This window comes from Paenibacillus nanchangensis (genome assembly GCF_046543445.1).
GTDB classification, from domain to species: Bacteria; Bacillota; Bacilli; order Paenibacillales; family Paenibacillaceae; genus Paenibacillus_AQ; species Paenibacillus_AQ nanchangensis.
In genome coordinates this window covers 154,779-171,324 of sequence record NZ_JBHOFD010000002.1, presented here as the reverse complement: position 1 = coordinate 171,324, position 16,546 = coordinate 154,779, and the positions used below count along the sequence as shown (strand labels likewise).

Annotated in this window: 11 protein-coding genes; 2 read left to right on the top strand and 9 right to left on the bottom strand. The window is 56.9% G+C overall.

The window, feature by feature from the left end; all coding sequences use genetic code 11:
• Window positions 1-135: 135 nt before the first annotated feature.
• The 3 genes from ACE6ED_RS02130 to ACE6ED_RS02120 all read right to left on the bottom strand — a co-directional run bounded on the left by ACE6ED_RS02130 (window position 136) and on the right by ACE6ED_RS02120 (window position 3,900).
• Entirely contained in the window at window positions 136-2,406 is a 2,271-nt protein-coding gene (locus tag ACE6ED_RS02130) for an ATP-binding protein (protein WP_410825299.1), read from the bottom strand.
• Window positions 2,407-2,650: 244 nt separating this feature from the next.
• Window positions 2,651-3,028 (bottom strand): response regulator, encoded by a 378-nt coding sequence (locus tag ACE6ED_RS02125; protein ID WP_410825298.1) that lies wholly within the window; start codon window positions 3,026-3,028, stop codon window positions 2,651-2,653.
• 197 nt (window positions 3,029-3,225) lie between these two features.
• A complete protein-coding gene (locus tag ACE6ED_RS02120; protein WP_410825297.1) occupies window positions 3,226-3,900 on the bottom strand; it encodes a Na-translocating system protein MpsC family protein in 675 nt (224 codons plus the stop codon).
• A 457-nt stretch (window positions 3,901-4,357) separates the two neighbouring features.
• Here ACE6ED_RS02120 and ACE6ED_RS02115 point away from each other — a divergent pair, with 457 nt between their 5' ends.
• The gene (locus ACE6ED_RS02115; RefSeq protein ID WP_410825296.1) at window positions 4,358-5,512 is read left to right on the top strand and encodes an N-acetylmuramoyl-L-alanine amidase; all 1,155 of its coding nucleotides are present in this window, start codon (window positions 4,358-4,360) and stop codon (window positions 5,510-5,512) included.
• 123 nt (window positions 5,513-5,635) lie between these two features.
• On the opposite strand, the gene ACE6ED_RS02110 is transcribed toward ACE6ED_RS02115, so the two are convergent.
• Complete coding sequence (locus ACE6ED_RS02110) at window positions 5,636-6,916, bottom strand: ArsB/NhaD family transporter (protein ID WP_410825295.1); 1,281 nt, start codon at window positions 6,914-6,916, stop codon at window positions 5,636-5,638.
• A gap of 145 nt (window positions 6,917-7,061) precedes the next feature.
• Here ACE6ED_RS02110 and ACE6ED_RS02105 point away from each other — a divergent pair, with 145 nt between their 5' ends.
• Window positions 7,062-8,153, top strand: a complete 1,092-nt coding sequence (locus ACE6ED_RS02105; protein ID WP_410825294.1) for an LLM class flavin-dependent oxidoreductase — start codon at window positions 7,062-7,064, stop codon at window positions 8,151-8,153.
• Window positions 8,154-8,321: 168 nt separating this feature from the next.
• Here ACE6ED_RS02105 and ACE6ED_RS02100 read toward each other — a convergent pair whose 3' ends face one another.
• From ACE6ED_RS02100 to ACE6ED_RS02080, 5 genes are all read right to left on the bottom strand, one after another.
• Window positions 8,322-9,602, bottom strand: coding sequence for a PucR family transcriptional regulator (locus tag ACE6ED_RS02100; RefSeq protein WP_410825293.1), 1,281 nt, complete (start codon window positions 9,600-9,602; stop codon window positions 8,322-8,324).
• A gap of 195 nt (window positions 9,603-9,797) precedes the next feature.
• A complete protein-coding gene (ald, locus tag ACE6ED_RS02095) occupies window positions 9,798-10,931 on the bottom strand; it encodes an alanine dehydrogenase (RefSeq protein WP_410825292.1) in 1,134 nt (377 codons plus the stop codon).
• 479 nt (window positions 10,932-11,410) lie between these two features.
• Window positions 11,411-13,024 (bottom strand): glycoside hydrolase family 43 protein, encoded by a 1,614-nt coding sequence (locus ACE6ED_RS02090; RefSeq protein ID WP_410825291.1) that lies wholly within the window; start codon window positions 13,022-13,024, stop codon window positions 11,411-11,413.
• A gap of 404 nt (window positions 13,025-13,428) precedes the next feature.
• Window positions 13,429-14,709, bottom strand: a complete 1,281-nt coding sequence (locus tag ACE6ED_RS02085; protein WP_410825290.1) for a cytochrome P450 — start codon at window positions 14,707-14,709, stop codon at window positions 13,429-13,431.
• A 177-nt stretch (window positions 14,710-14,886) separates the two neighbouring features.
• A complete protein-coding gene (locus tag ACE6ED_RS02080; protein WP_410825289.1) occupies window positions 14,887-16,461 on the bottom strand; it encodes a sigma-70 family RNA polymerase sigma factor in 1,575 nt (524 codons plus the stop codon).
• Window positions 16,462-16,546: the final 85 nt, after the last annotated feature.

Genomic DNA, 16,546 nt, shown 5'->3' with positions numbered 1-16,546 from the left:
AACTCTCCTTCTCTTGATGATGACCCGTATAGCGTTGCCCTGCCGCTGCCTTTCTATGTACCCGCTTCCGGTTCCTATCCCGGATACAGCAAAAAACGCCCCGCCGCATACTGCGGCAGGACGCTCATGTTCCCTCTACTTCACCTGAAAAAATTGTCCGAGCGCCTGGTTCAGCGCATCGACTTTCACCGGCTTGCTGATATAATCGTCCATGCCAGCGGCAAGGCAGTTCTCCCGGTCGCCTTTGAGCGCGTTTGCGGTAACCGCGATAATGACCGGCACCTTGTCCGGCGGCAAAGCCTCTTTCATCGCCCGGGTTGCTTCGAACCCGTTCATCCGCGGCATCTGCACATCCATAAAGACGACGTCAAACGGCTCGTTCGTCACCGCCTCAAGCACTTCGGTGCCGTCGCCTACCACCTTGACGGCATGGCCGTGTTTCTCCAGCATTTTTTTCAGCACCAGCTGGTTAATTTCATTGTCCTCCGCCACCAAAATCCGCAGCGAATGGTGCCGGCCCGGCCCAGCCTCCGAATCGGAATCCCGCACGGTTTCGCTTCCGTCTTCTTGACCAAAAACAACCGTAAATGTAAAGGTCGCGCCCGGATCAGCGCCTGGAATATAGGCAATGCTTCCGCCCATAAGCTCCACCAGCTGCTTTGTAATCGCAAGGCCCAGCCCTGTACCCTCATGCCGGCGGCTCATGAAATGATCAAGCTGGTAAAAAGGCTCAAACAGGCGATGGGCCTGATCGGCGGGAACACCAATCCCGGTGTCTTCAACCGTAAAACGAAGCCTGCATGTACCGGCCTGCGCTTCTTCTACGGATATATTTAACATAACCCCGCCGGTATAGGTAAATTTGATAGAGTTGCCGACCAGATTAAGCAAAATCTGCTTCAACCGGTCGCTGTCCCCGACAACGGTTTCAGGCACGTCAGGCGCAATGTTAACCGTAATGGACAGCCCCTTGGAAGATGCTTTGTACTGTAGTACGTCCATCGCTGACCCAATGCAATCGCGGAGCACAAAACGCTGGTTGTGCAGAGCGGCGCGGCCGGCTTCAATCTTCGAGTAGTCCAGCACGTCGTTAATGATGGCCAGCAGCGTATCCCCGCTTTTGCGGATGATCTCCAGATACTCCCGTTCGGTCGAGCCCGGTTCTGTCATGTCCAGCAGCAGATCGGTCATCCCGATAACTCCGTTCATCGGCGTCCGCAGTTCGTGACTCATCATCGCAAGGAACTCGCTTTTGGCTTTAATGGTGTTCTCCGCGATTTCTTTTTCAATCAGCAGCCGCTTCTGCTCCGTTATATCCTTCGCCAGGATGTAGAAGCCGACCTTGCGTTTATTAATGATAATTGGAGCGATCGTCGTGAGCACTTCCACGTCATGCCCGTCCTTGTGGCGGATTTTGTCTACCGCCCGCTCCTTCTCTCCTTCGCTGTTGTTCACATCGTCCAGCAGCACCCGCAGGTTCGCTTTGCCGACTATCGGTTCAAAACTTCTGCCGGCAATCTCCTCTACCGTGTAGCCCGTCAGCCGGGTAGCCATATCGTTGGCGTTGATTACTTTGCCTTCCAGGTCCAGGGAAAAAACGGCGTCGTGGTTATAACGCTTCAGCGAGTTGTACCGCTGTACAGTCTCCTGAAGCTCCAATTCGATCTGCTTACGGCTGGTGATGTCCAGCGCATAACCGTACATGCAGGAAGGCCTGCCATCACTCTCATACTCGACCTTGCCGCCCAGATGCACCCAGCGGTCCACCCTATCATCCCGGCGGAGCCGCAGCTCGTAGACGAATTCGCCTGATGTAAGCGCATCCACCGCCCGTCTGTACAATTCCTCACGGTCTTCAGGGTAGACCAGTTCAAGCAGGGCATCCACACCGCGCCGGTCTGGCTCGTCCCGAAGCCCGCAGAAGCCGTAAATCTCCTCCGAAAAGCTGACCTCTCCGGAAGCCCGGCTCCATTCCCAGCTGCCGAGAGAGGCCAAAGCAACGGCCCGTTCCCTTAGGGAATCACGCCGCGGCCCGGAAAGCACGGCCGTCTCCGGGGCAGCCGTTAAATGGACGATATACCCGTCCGTTCCGTCGGCAGCCAGCCGCACACGAGCAGGTTTCGCATCCTGCTCCCGGACTAGAAGCAGCACTTCCGCCTCCGCCCAAGGACCTTGAACGTCCTGGATCTTTTGAACCAATTGGTCCAGTAACTCTCTGCTGTCCGGATGCAGCGATTCGGCGAAACCATGCCCAAGCAGCTGCCGCTCCGTCTGTTCCAACAAACCCTCCGCCGCCGGATTGCAGCCAGCCCATTTCAGTTCAGAGCAAAGAAAGCCCATTCCGGCAGAAGCTGTTCGATAGAGCTCCATTAACCCGGAAGAGCTTTCTCCATCATAAGTAGACATCCTTCCACCGCCCGTTGTGGAATTTTTATACTTCATTCGCGACATTTGTCGGATTATATTTAAAAACTTCACTATTAATATCTTGCATAATCGGGCAAAAGTCAAACCAAAAAAATCAACCGTTTCAGCAGGAAATACGGAAAAATATCAAGCTGTGTACCGCCAGCGTTCGTCTCCCAATTAAAACGCTGCTGCGGTATTCGTGTAACAGGTAAAATGAGCGATGTTTTAGACAAACTTCGGCCTATCGCCTCTTCGCCAAAATTTCCTTTACCTGTTCCGTGAAAGGCTTGACTTGGAAAGGTTTGGTGATATATCCGGCAAATCCCGCCCCTTTGGCTTTATCCAAATCCGAAGGCTGCGCAAACGCGCTGATGGCCAGAACAGGAATGTCCTTGGTGCTCTCTTTCACCCGCAGCAGCTCCATTGCTTCATATCCGCTTAAACCCGGGAGGCCGATGTCGAGAATAATCAGATCGGGCCGTTCCTCGTCAGCCAGCTCCAGTCCGGCTTCCGCCGATTCCGCCTTCAGAAGAAGGACGCCGGGAAGCGTTTTTTTGAAGATGTGGTGCATCAATGACATGTTTAGCGGGTTATCTTCCACATAAAGGACTTTCTGCATGTTTCCCTCCATCTAACCACCCCCCAAAATGAAAAAACCGAAGAAAAGGGCGGTTTCCCGTCCTTTTCTCCGGCTCATGTTCGGCTCATTCGCATGTCCGACGCATTTCCGCCTGGTCTCTAGTATGCTATATCCAATCCTTATCCCCTTCATCCCGCGGTTGATCCCCGTTCTCCAGGTCGATTGTAGCGTGCATACTAGCGGAATGTATACGCAATGATGCTGGTATCCGTATCAAAATCCCAATCCACATATATGTCGGCCAGCTCTTTACCGAGCATTGGAGCGATGGTGGTGGTGTCTTCCAGATATCTTTTCTCCATCTTGCGTTTGGTGGTCTTCAGTGTATTCTCATATCCGAGCAAAATCAGTTCCTTCTCAAGCGGGATCAAAATCCCTTCCCGTTTGATAATGAGGGTCCGCGGATTCAGCCACCATGAATCTATGTATTCGGGGGCCTTCTGCACTTTCCTGCTCACTTCCGTAATTTGGGCGTGAACTTCTTCCCGGCCCGCGTAATCGTCAGCCGCCCGTTCCTCTGTCTTGACGAGTGCGACGATCATTCCGGACGCGTTATGTATACCCCAATCGTAAAAGATTTCACTTACTTCCACCGCCATCTCTTCCTTCAAATAGGCGGACAGTTCGGGGAGTAACGATTTCATAAGCAGTTCGCGTGTATAGCGAAACGCCTGCTCCTCTTCTTTGCTGAGCAGAAATTTCTCGACAGGTCCGATAAAGTTACGGATATGCAGCGCGATGCACTGCTTCCCGACCGAGGCATAAATCGATTCTGGTCCCTTGCCGAAGCGCTCCCGGAGCAGCCTCCCGGTAAAACTGGAAAGCTGATTGGTGAAATCTGTAGTGCTCATAACTTACTCCTCCAGCATGTGTGTTATGTTTGTATGTCGTGGTGTATTATGGTAGGTTGGGAGACGCTCCGCCCTGCTGAATAGACGGTTACCAATAACTAAGTATAATCTTTTGCGCTTACTTCGTATATAGATAAATTGAAACATTATTAAAAGAAGTATCCGCGCTGTCTCCAGTACCCGCCAAACCCGATGAGTCCATAGTATCGAATGAATATCGAATGAAGGGAGTGGCCTTGCCCGCTTAAATAGATTATGCCCCTCACTACAAGCAAACGATGCAAATCGCTTGCAATACCACAGGTACTTATGGATTGCAAGCCTGCCAGGCTACCTAAAATCACGAACCGGCCCGCTGTCAAGGCTATGCCGATAGTACGAATTTGAAGGAATTCGCGCAATTGGAACGCCGGAGCGGGTAAAGTAGGGTGTAACGATCCGAAAAGTGAGGGTAGCCATGAACAGAACGATCATCAAAATTTGTGTATCCGCTTGCCTCTCGGTCTGTCTCCTTCTCGGGCTCGGATTCGGAGAATCCGCCGAAGCCTCGGCCTACACGGCCAAAGTATACGCCGATTCGCTAAATGTCCGGTCGGAGCCGGCCAAATCAGCCCCCGTCACCGGTTCGCTGAAAGCCGGCATGCTCGTGACCGTATCGGACGAGCAGCACGGCTGGGCGAAAGTGACGCAAGGCCGGGTGACCGGCTGGGTGGCCGGGTACTATCTCAAGCGGACAAGCGCTTCCGCCGGAGGGCCGGCGGCCGTACGCATAAGTTCGGCCTCTACGTCTAAGGCCTCAGCCCGCTCCGCCGCCGCAACCGTCACCGCGGACTCCTTACGCTTGCGCAGCGGACCGGGCACCGGTTACGAGGTAACCGGCTCGCTGCGCGCAAAAGACGCGGTGACGGTGCTGGACCGGGAGAACGGCTGGCTGCGTGTCTCGTCCGGCGGACAGACCGGCTGGGTCTCGGCGAAGTATGTCAGCAGCGGCGGGACAAGCACCGCAGCCGGGACAGGCAGCGCCGCAGCCTCCCGTACGTCGTCAAAAGCGGAAAGCGCGCCGCGCGGCGGCCTGAAGGGCAAGCTGATCGTGCTTGATCCGGGGCACGGCGGCAGCGACCCGGGCATGCTGGGCACAACCTACGGCACGCTGGAGAAAACACTTAATCTGCAGACGGCGCTGTACGTGCGCGATTATTTGCGTGATGCCGGAGCCCGCGTCGAAATGACGCGCACCCGGGACGCGAAGCCAAGCCTGCCGCAGCGGGCGCAGCTGGCCGGAAAGCTGGGGGCGGACGCTTTTGTCAGCATCCATTACAACTCTTCGCCCAAAAACGTGTCCGGCACGCTGATCTTTTTCCATTCCGAATCAAATGACATGCCGCTGGCCCGTTCCATTGAGGTGTACTTAAACGGAGGAACCGGGCTGAGATATAACGGGATTTCTTTTGGGGATTATCACATATTGCGCGGCAATCCCGTCCCTTCGGTGCTGCTGGAGCTGGGTTTCCTGTCCGATCCCGGCGACGAAGCAGTCGTGCGCACCGCCTCCTACCAGCGCAAAGCGGCCCGGGCAATCGCAAATGGCCTGGCGCATTACTTCTCCAAGTGAGGCGGAGCACCCTTCAACAGCGGAGATTACGCAAACGCCCGGCGGCCGGGGGAACCGGCTGCCGGGCGTTTGTCTTTTCCGCTGGAACATAAGAAGACATGTGTTAGGTGAGGCGGGTATTTTTTACATGAGGTATCTCACATAGATGTAGACGCTGGAGAGCAGAATGGACAGGATCATCAGCGGAAAACCGTATTTCGTGTATTTCATGAAGCTGATCGGATGTCCTTCCTTCCCGGCCAGCCCTGCCACAATCAGATTGGCGCTGGCTCCAATCAAGGTGCCGTTGCCTCCCAGGCAAGCCCCCAGCGCCAGACTCCACCACAGCGGCTCGAGATTGCTGATGCCCATGCTGCCCATATCCTGAATCATGGGAATCATGGTCGCAACAAACGGGATGTTGTCCAAGAAAGCGGAAGCGATCGCGCTCAGCCACAAAATCAGCATTGCCGAAGCGGTCACATCCCCTCCGGTCGCATTCACCGCCTCTTCCGCCAATTTGGCGATCACACCCGTCTCCACCAGTCCCGATACAAGCACAAACAATCCGATGAAAAAGAAAATGGTAATCCATTCAACACTGGCAAACGCCCGCTCCAGCATCCGTTCCCCGGTCAGCAGCAGAAGCAGAAACGCACCGGCCAATGCGACCGCCGCCGATTCCAGATGCAGGGTCTGGTGCAGGAAAAAGCCGAGCACGGTCAGCGCGAGGACGGCCAGACATTTTCGCAGCAGCACCGGATCGGTCAGCAGCTCCCGCTCGTCCATCTCCATAATGCTTTTTTGCAGCTCCGGCGAGGATTTCAGCTGCTTGCGGAACATCAGGATAAACAGCGGCACATAAGCCGCCAGAATAATTAAAACAATCGGCGTCAGATTGGAGATAAACGACATGAACGTCAGTTCCTGAACGGCGCTGCCAATCATAATGTTGGGCGGGTCGCCGATCAGCGTGGCCGTACCGCCCACGTTTGAGCCGATAATCTGCGATATCAGAAACGGCAGCGGATTTACGCGCAGCTGGCGCGTAATACTAAAGGTGACGGGAACCATAAGGAGCACGGTCGTCACATTGTCCAAAAACGCGGAGCAGGCGGCCGTAATGAGAAACAAAAACACCATGATGCGCACCGGCCGGCCTTTGGCCAGCTTAGCCGCTTTGAGGGCCATATATTTGAACAGCCCCGTTTCCGCCGTGATCCCCACGATCATCATCATCCCCGCGAGCAGACCGATTGTATTGAAATCAATATGATGCAGCGCTGTCTCCTGGTCGACGATGCCTGCGAAAATCATCAGAATCGCGCCAGCCATAGCGGCGATGGTACGGTGGATTTTCTCCGAAATAATGATGGCGTAAACCGCTAAAAACAGGGCCAGCGCCCAGATTGCTTGCTGTTCCATTGTTCATTACCGTCTTTCGTTTATAGTCAGCCGGCCAGCTCAAAGACTCGCTTACTATTTGTAAGCTTCTATGATACAATAGCGGAATACAGCCGGTCCGCAGAATAGGAAACGTGCTTATTTTCAAATTGAGGAGCTTATACTTATGTCAAATGATCCGCACCAAGCAGCCGGCCCCGTCTTTGAATTCGGGGTGTATACATTGGGCGATATTGTGCCCGACCGCGCCACGGGCCGCGCCGCCACACCCAAACAGCGTATGGACGAGATCGTGGCCGCCGCCCGCCTGGCGGACGAAGCCGGACTTGACGTCTTTGGCGTGGGCGAGCATCACCGGCTCGATTTTGCCGTTTCGTCCGTCCCGGTCGTTCTGGCCGCCATTTCCCAGGTGACCCGGCGAATCCGCCTGACCAGCGCCACGACAGTGCTCAGCACCGCTGATCCGGTCCGCGTGTTTGAGGATTTTGCCACGCTGGACCTGCTGTCGGGCGGCCGCGCCGAAATCATCTCGGGACGGGGCGCCTTTTTGGAATCTTTTCCGCTGTTCGGTTACCAGCGCGATGACTACCGCCAGCTGTTCGAAGAGAACCTGCGGCTGTTGTCGGAGCTGAACGAACGCGAAATCGTCACCTGGTCGGGACAGTTCCGCTCCCCGCTGCAGGAAGCGGAGATTGCCCCAAGACCGCTGCAGCCCCGTCTTCCGCTGTGGGTCGGCGTCGGCGGTACCCCGGAGACGGCTGCGTTCGCCGGCGAAATTGGCGCAGGGCTTGCAATCGCCATTTTGTCCGGACAGCCGGAACGGTTTGCCGGACTGGCTGACGCCTACCGGAAGGCAGGCGCGGACGCAGGGCATGCTCCAGACAGCCTGAAGATCGGGATCACCAGCCATGCCTATCTTGCTCCCACGGCGGGACAGGCACTCGACGAATTTTACCCGTATTACTGCGGGTATCTTGGCGCGTTTGACGAGATCAGCGGCGGCACACGGCTAGGCCGGGACGAATTTGAATCCTACCTTCAGCCGGGCAACGCCCTGGCCGTAGGGGGACCCGACGAGATCGTCGAAAAAATTATGTATCAGCACGAACAGTTCGGCCACCGGCGTTTCATGGCCCAGATGGACATCGGCGGCGTTCCGTTTGACAAGGTCGCCGCTTCCATCGAACTGCTGGCGACGGAGGTCGCCCCGCGCGTCCGCCGCTTGCTGGCGGCGAAGGACAACGGCGGACAAGCTTAAGCGCTTGTCCGTCTTTTTTGTGTGGAGAACGACAGACCTGGTGATGGCGTCTGGATGAGGTTCGGATGCCGCCACTCCCGCTGAATCGAGTCAGTTCCTAACGTTGTGTTTCACCCTGCTGCCACCCCTGCCTTTGAGCCTGTTCTGAAGAAAGTCCGCTGCGCCCGCTTATCCCGCCGGAGAATGCCCGGTCCCGCTTCCTTCCGCCAGCCAGGCGTTCACCTGTTCTGTCTCCTCCGTCAGGAGATCAAGATACAGCGACGTCCGGTAATGCGCATCCTTCAGATGGCGGCCGGTGATTTCGGCAATCCGGTTCAGCCGGTAAATTAGGGTGTTCACATGGATATGCAGAAAAGCCGCCGCCTCTTTGAGGTTGCCGTCCAACGATAAATAAATGGCGATGCTTTTTAGAAAATCGCCTTTATGCTCGTCATCATATGCTTTGAGCGGCGCGATCAGCGGACTCGGCCGGCTGCCGGCCGACCGTTTCGCTTCGATAATGGAGGGAAGATACGCCAGGAACCCCAGCTCTTCGAACAGGATGAACTGGCTGCTGTGAAACGGCAGCCGGGCGCGCAGATCAGCCACAGTTAAGGCTTCCCGGTAAGCGGCTGAGGCCTGGACATACGTCTCGTAACCTGCGCTGCAGCCTTCCGTTACCCGGCCTCCCTCCTCCAGCCGGAGCCGGTCGGCAAGCTTGCGGATGTAAGCGGCGGCCGCTTCCGCGCGGAACGGTCCTTCCGGGCTAAAAAGAAGGATAAACCGGTTACGTTCTGCCGTCGCCGCCAGCAGATGCACGCCCTGCTGGCTGTCGGCCGCCCGCCGCAGCCGGAACAGCATCGTTTCCTCCGCCTGGATGCCGGTCTCCAGAACACCTACATAATAGGGAACTGCAAGCCGGATGGACAGCACCTCCGCATCTTCCGCAATCCGCTGCCCGGACTCATAATGCGAGGTCAGCAGTCTCCAGAACCATTCGTCCCGCATCCGCTCCTGCTTCGTCCTCCATCCGCGCTGCTTCAGCAGATACCGGGCGGCGGCTTTGGCTGCCTGCTCCATTACCCGCTCCGCAGGACCATGCGCCAGATTTCCCGTATCGAGCGCCCAGATATAACCCAGCACTTCGTGGCGGTGCCGGATGCATACCGCCAGTCTTGGGCCAAGCCCGATTTCATCTACCGCCGAGACCCATACGGGCTGCGGCGACTGCTCCAATTGCCGCAGAATTCCGATGCTGCGCAATCCGGCGATAACCGGCTGGGGCACCCGCTTGCCGATAATCGTCGAAATCCGCGCCGGATCGCTCTCGAACGGATGGGAGCTGTAAGCGATGACGTGATGGTTTTCATCTTCGATCGTTACCTGCGATTGCAGACACTCGCTGAGGGTGTCGGCCAGTGCTTCCATACTGTCAAAAAAACGGTCAAACCCCTCATCCGTCCCGGGCACCGGCATTCCCCCTCATTTTTGAACGTTCCTAAAATTAGGTGAATTTATTATATCCCTCTGGCGGTTCTGTGACTAGTATTCTGGCCTCCCCCCCTATGCCGCAAGCGCCGCCTCCACATAATACGGGCAAAAAAAGCCGGCAGGGACTTTAACCCCCGCCGGCTCCTCACGCCGCTCAGATCATTATGCGAAAAGCTATTTCATCACCGGCTCTTCCTTCAATGCTTCTTCAACGGAATAATACCGCTGTCCCAGCGCCTCGGCCACCGCTGCGCATGTAATCCGCCCGTTTGCTACGTTGACGCCGCTCATTAATCCCTCATCGTCCCGCAGCGCCTGAAGGACGCCTTTGTCCGCGATCCGCAGCGCATAAGGCACGGTCGCATTGGTCAGCGCCATCGTTGATGTCTTCGGCACGGCGCCCGGCATGTTGGCGACCGAATAATGCAGCACGCCGTGTTTCTCAAATACCGGATTGTCGTGCGTGGTCACCCGGTCGATTGTCTCGACGATCCCGCCCTGGTCAATGGCCACGTCAACAATGACTGAACCGGCTTTCATCGTCTTAACCATGGATTCGGTGACCAGCTTCGGCGCCTTCGCTCCGGGGATCAGCACGGCACCGATCAGCAGATCGGCTTCAGCCGCCGCTTTGGCGATGTTATACGGATTGGACGCCAGCGTCTTGATCTGCGGACCAAATAAATCGTCCAGCTCACGCAGCCGGTCGGCGCTAAGATCCACAATCGTCACCTCGGCGCCAAGTCCAACCGCCATTTTCGCTGCGTTTGTGCCGACCACGCCGCCGCCGATAATGCTGACCTTCCCCCGTTCCACACCGGGTACGCCGGCCAGGAGAATGCCTTGTCCGCCGTGGTTTTTTTGGAGGAACTGGGCTCCAAGCTGCACCGACATCCGTCCCGCCACTTCGCTCATTGGCGTAAGCAGCGGCAGCGTGCGGCCGGCCCGCACCGTCTCGTAGCCGATTGCAAGGACTCCTTTCGCCTGAAGTGCTGCCGCAAGCCGCGGCTCCGGCGCTAAATGCAGGTAAGTGAACAAAATGAGACCCGGCCGAAAATAATCGTATTCGCTTTCCAGCGGCTCCTTAACTTTCATGACCATATCCGCTGCATTCCAGACCCCGGCTGCATCGTTCACCAATTCGGCGCCAGCCTGGGCGTATTCCGCATCCGCAAATCCGCTGCCTGCTCCGGCGCCTTTCTCCAGCAGCACGCGGTGTCCTCCGCCCGCAAGCGTCAGCACGCCGGCAGGCGTTAAAGCAACCCGGTTTTCGTTATTTTTGATCTCCTTCGGCACACCAATAATCATAGTGAACATCTCCCGTCTACGTGATGATTTCTTGTGTAAAGAATAATAACATAGCGGACGGCATTTCACTTTGAGGAAAATGCAAAAAAATACCTGCCATATTTGTATTTTATCACAAGTCCCTGTGAGAAAACCCGGGCGGCATCCGCCTTAATGCGCCCATTTTTTTAAAGAACAACATAGACAAGAAGGGAATAACCATCGTTAAATCCACGAAGGTTAAGCTACATGTAATTAACACATACATTCCATAGATTCGTTTAACCTCTCCCGCTTATTACACATGCAGCCCGGAATCCAACCCCTTATAAAATAGGATACCCGCCTGTCCCCGCCTTCTAACCGGATTTTTCACTGGGGGACCGGGGGCGCCTGGCCGCTTGTTTAAAGTTTTATTAGCTTCCACGATCGACGGCAAAAAGCGCCCTCTGTCTCCCTGGAGACGAAGGCGCCCTCTCAGCAAATATGACACTGGCGGATTATACTGTCTCGTCCAGCTCTTTGTATGTGAAATAATCAAAATCCGCCGGGAGCCTGCGGCCGCTTAAATCCTGTGCGCACATGCCGATAAACGCTCCGGTGAAACCTTGGTCCAGCGCGATGCCGTCTTTGATCAGCTCGGCGTTTTCATCGGACATTTTGCTGGCGTCCAGCACAGCACCGACCGGCTGCCAATCGGCTCCATCCTTCGAATAATAAAACTGCAGCTTCTCGTAATTCAGCTCCGCCCGCAGATAACAGCGCTCCCAGCCGCCAATCGGTATCGGCGCTTCCAGCGGTTCATCATAGACGCCGCGGTCGCTGGTCATCAGACTCAGGCATTTGCCGAGCTCCTCATCATGACTGATGTGAAGATAGCAGTAATTCTTGGAGTTGTAGTAATAGATCAGGCCGGCCATCTGCTGGTACGTCTCCGGCTCAAATTCCACCACCGTCTCCGCCAGCGCGCGGAAGCTCTGCTGCCGCCGGGCGATCAGGCTTTGGCGGTGGTTGGAGTACAGCGATTCCCGCCCCTTCAGCCTCAGGAAGCCCGGCCGCTCGCGGAGCGAAGCCCACTCTTCCGCCGCCGGCTCGCGCAGCGAGCTGAAGTGAATGCCCAGCGTCCCGCCGTCAAAATGGTCCGTTTCAGCCTCCGGCTCAAACGGATAATCGGGCAGCGGCGGGCCTTCGACCCGAACCTGCGGCTCGTGGTCACCCGTCGGCAGCCGCAGCCAGCCTTGATCATTCCACACCACTTTCTGGATCGCAGTCTCCCGGCCCAGATTGCAGCACATCGAAGGACGCAGCGGACGCCCGCACAAATGTACCATGTACAGCTCTCCGTTCTGTGTTTCCACCAGGCAGCCGTGCCCTGCACGCTGCAGCTCGGCTTCGGGCCGGTCTGCTGAGGTAAGCAGCGGACCTTCCGGATCGGCTTCATACGGACCGAACAGGGATTCAGACCGGGCTACGGTAACCGCGTGGCCAAATCTCGTCCCGCCTTCGGCCACCATCAGATAATAATAGCCGTTCATTTTGTAAATATGCGGACCTTCTGTCAGGCCAAGCGGGGTACCGCGGAAAATATTATGAATCGGCCCCACCAGCTTCCCCTCCTGCTCGGAATATTCCTGCAGAGCGATACCGCCGAAGTGGTTTTTGCCTTTGCGGTGATCCCAAATCATGTTCATGACCCATTTCTTGCCGTCTTCCGCATGGTACATCGACGGATCGAAGCCGCTGCTGTTGAGGTAAACCGGCTCCGACCAGGGGCCGCGGATGTCTTTGGCTGTCACCACATAGTTGTGGGTGTCCTTGAACGGCCCCATATGGCTTTTTACGTCCGTATACACCAGATAAAATGTTCCTTCGTGATGCGTCAGGCATGGGGCCCATACGCCTCCCGAATCGGGGTTGCCCATCATATCCAGCTGGCTTGTGCGCGTCAGCGGATGCGCGATCAGCTTCCAGTTGCGCAGGTCGCGGGAGTGATGAATCTGAACACCGGGAAACCACTCAAACGTCGAAGTGGCGATATAATAATCATCACCCACACGCACAATGGACGGATCAGGGTTAAATCCCCGCAGGATTGGATTGACAATGACGGACACGGGACAGGCCTCCCTTTTCTTTTAGCGGTCTTGAATACAAGATTATAATGGTAAGATTCAGTTTAAACCTATTGTTTGATAAATGTGTTCGTGATTACAGGTCTACTACTCTATCTCCACTATAACAACTTGTATACTACACTACCAGTTCATCACAGGTTGCGCCCTGAGTCAAGCCCTGCGGAAATCCTAAAGAAACAGCCGCTTCAAACAAGTCCTTGCGCAGCCCCAACTGTCCATCAGGGCCGGCTGGGAATTAAAAAGATCGAAGCGTTTTGTTTACGCTTCGATCCTTTGTTTAGCGGCGTTACCTGCAGCTTGCCTCGGTACCGCCTGGCTTGGAGATTTTAGCTGCATGGAGGCAGACGGCGGATGGCATCGGCTTTGGTACCGCCCCAAACCCGTTACCCTTTCCGCAGCGCCGGCTCTCCGGTCAAACGCGTGCCGCTCATCAGGAATCCGTCTCCCGGAAGCGCGGGCATTTTGGACAAACTGATGTGCATGTCCTGCTCGGGCACCTCATAAGACAGCTCCCGGGTCAAAAACCGCAGGCTTACCTTCATCAGATCAATGGTCAGCCATTCTCCGGCACAGCGGTGATTGGTGCGGTGATCCCCGCCCCCTTGCGGGATGAGGTCAAACGGGCTGCCGTCCCAGCCGCGGAACCGCTCGGGCCGGAATTCATCCGGCTGCTCCCACAGCGCCGGGCTGTGCGTAGTGCCGTAAACGTCCAGCAGTACCATCGTCCCTTCTTCAAAGGTTTGCCCTTTCCAGGTGAACTCCCGGCGGACTGCCGCGCCCAGGAATGGGGTAAACGGATAAAACCGCCGTACTTCCTGAACGAACCACTGTACATAGGTATCGTCCCCCTGCACCACTTTTTGACGGCACTGCGGGTAATCATAAAGCGCCATTGCGGAGAATACCACATACCGACCGATCGCCACAATCGGCCGAACTACATTGATCAGCTCAATGGCGGCCATACGCGGGTCAAGCGGCAGCCCTTCGTGGTCACGATGGTAGGCCATGACGTAAGCAGCCGTATCCTCCGGCACCACCCGTTTCCCTTCCCGGATTTCCGTGATCAGTCCTTCGATCCACGCTTCCGCCTTTTTGCGGGCCCGTCTTCCTTCCCCGTGCTTTGGCCCTACGGCTCCAAACGCCTCCACCATCGCACCGAAGTCGTCCGCACGCTCCCTGGCCTCTTCGCCGGCAAGCGGAACGCCGGCCCAGCGGCAGGCTGCCCGGCACAGCACCTCTTGCGATTCCTCGAGCAGCACGATGCGCTCCCCGCTTTCCCAGCGTGCGGCCGCCGCCCGCCATTCCTCCAGCGTCAGCTCCGCAAGCTCCTTGAGCCGCGGGGGCGTCATCAGCGAGAGAAACGCCGCTTTCCGGTGCCTGTGCGCTTCCCCGTCGAGCGTCTGGATTGCATTTTCGCCAAAAAGCGATTTCTGAATCCGCTTCGGTATAGCGCCGCCCCGCTGAAATTTGCCATTGTCGTAAAACAGCTCAGCCGCTTCTTTGCCGCTGATGCAGATTGCCTTTTTTCCAAGCAGACGGGTCTGAAAAATTTCCGAATTAAACTCGCGGCACCGCTTCTGAATGAACTCGTATCCGTCCGCCAGCAGCGCAAGGCTGCTGTCCAGCGTATGTTCTTTTGGAGCTTCCCCGTTCTGTGCCAATCTCTTTCTCCTCCTTCCACGGCGAAAAAGATCCCCGGCTTATCCCGCGGCCTCTCACGCTCTCTACTTGTATTCATTACCTCTTCCCGGCCTGGAAATAACAAGCAGCCGCGAAACGGACACAAAAAAGAGGATTTTGGTCAGACCGACCGGTCCCCAAAATCCTCAGTAAAAATGTTATTTCCGCGTCAGCCTCACCGGCTTCCGGCCTTCTTCGTCCCAGCGCCAGCCCTCCCCGCCGCCAACCTGCAGCCCGCCGTACCACAGTTCCTCGGGCCACTGGAGACGCGGCGTCACTTCTCCGGTAAGCGCCCGTCCGCCGGCCTCCGTCAGCGAAACCTCTGCTTCCATGAACCCGTCCGGTATGCCGGCAAAACCCGGGAAGACCTGACAGCCCTCCAAATGCAGCAGCGGTTCGGGACCGGACGCCAGTCTGTTCAGCACCTGCCAAAATTCCAGATCGCCCATTCCGAGCACAGACAGCTCGTCCCCCGTCAAGCCAAACAGCCGATAGGGTTCCATCGGACCCTGCCGAAGAACCTGCAGTGCCGTCCGTTCCACACTCCCGAGACCGTCCCGGACTGACGGCAGGCGCTCTAAATGGGCGCTAAACGCACTGCGTGCAAAAGGCAATGCCGAACAATCCCCGCTCAGCAGATTCAGCAGCTCAGCCGGATCTTCCGAGGCGTATGCCTTCCACAACGCGCCGCCCAGCCGAAGCTCCTCCACGCCGACCGTCTGCCAGGTCCCCGCCAGCTCCTTCAGCTGCTGCGGACTCAGCTGACCCAGTCCGCGAAATAGCTTAATGCCCGGATACGAGCCGATGCTGAGCAAGCTGAGCGTTGTCTCCCCTAGCTCCTGTCCCGCAAACCAATGAAGCAGATAAGCGAGCATCGTCTGGTCGAACAGATCGTGTTCAAACCAGAGCACCACCTCATCGAACTGCCGGAATCCGCTCAGGCGGCGCTCCTGTTCCCGGCAGGTCTGGCTGTAGAATTCCGCCGGAATACCAAGCAGCCGTTCCAGCGCCTCGGCCCGGCTGCGCCGGTGCGGTTCGTCCGCCATTTTGGTAAACACCGGCCCAACAGGGTAAATTTCCCGCCAGACCAGAATTTCACCTTCCACACCTCCCTGCTTCAAGAGTTCAGCGACAACATCGCCGTTCACAATATGCAGCATTTTTTTCCCTCCTTCTTGCAGGTTACGGAAGACGGCGGCAGGGTCTGCTACCGGGAGCATGCTTCTCAGCTTCCGCCGGGCGTCAAACAGGCGTTTTTTGAGCGTTGGCACAGGCGTTCCCAAGTAAGCGGAAATTTCTCCAAGCGCCAGTCCGTGAAAATAAAACAGCTGAACCGGCACCCTGCTGTGCTCGGGCAAAGCCGCCACCGCTTCATGCAGCGTTTGCCGCAGCTCCCGCTGCAGCACCAGCTCCGGAACGTCGGCTCCTTCGTCCCGGAGCGCGCCGGCTTCATCCAGCGCCGTCTCCGGGTGCCGCCGCCGGCGCAGCATCCGGGCGCACCGCCGCTGCACAATCACGCGGAACCAGCCCGGAAAAGCAGCCGGCTCGCGCAGCGAATGGAGCTGCCGGAACGCTTCGGCGAACGCTTCCTGTACGGCGTCCTCTGCAAGGTGGGCGTCTCGGAGCCGGTCGTACGCAACCGCGTAAGCCATTCCTTCGAAATAGCGGACCAATGCAAGCGTCCCCTCCCGCTCCCCCCGCCGCGCTTCTTCAACCCATCGTTCCTGCCACATCCCGGCGCCTCCTTCCGTTCTTCCTGTTCTATTAGTGCCGCCAATCCGGCAGCAGGTTACCGATCCTCTTAAAAAAAGCATACAC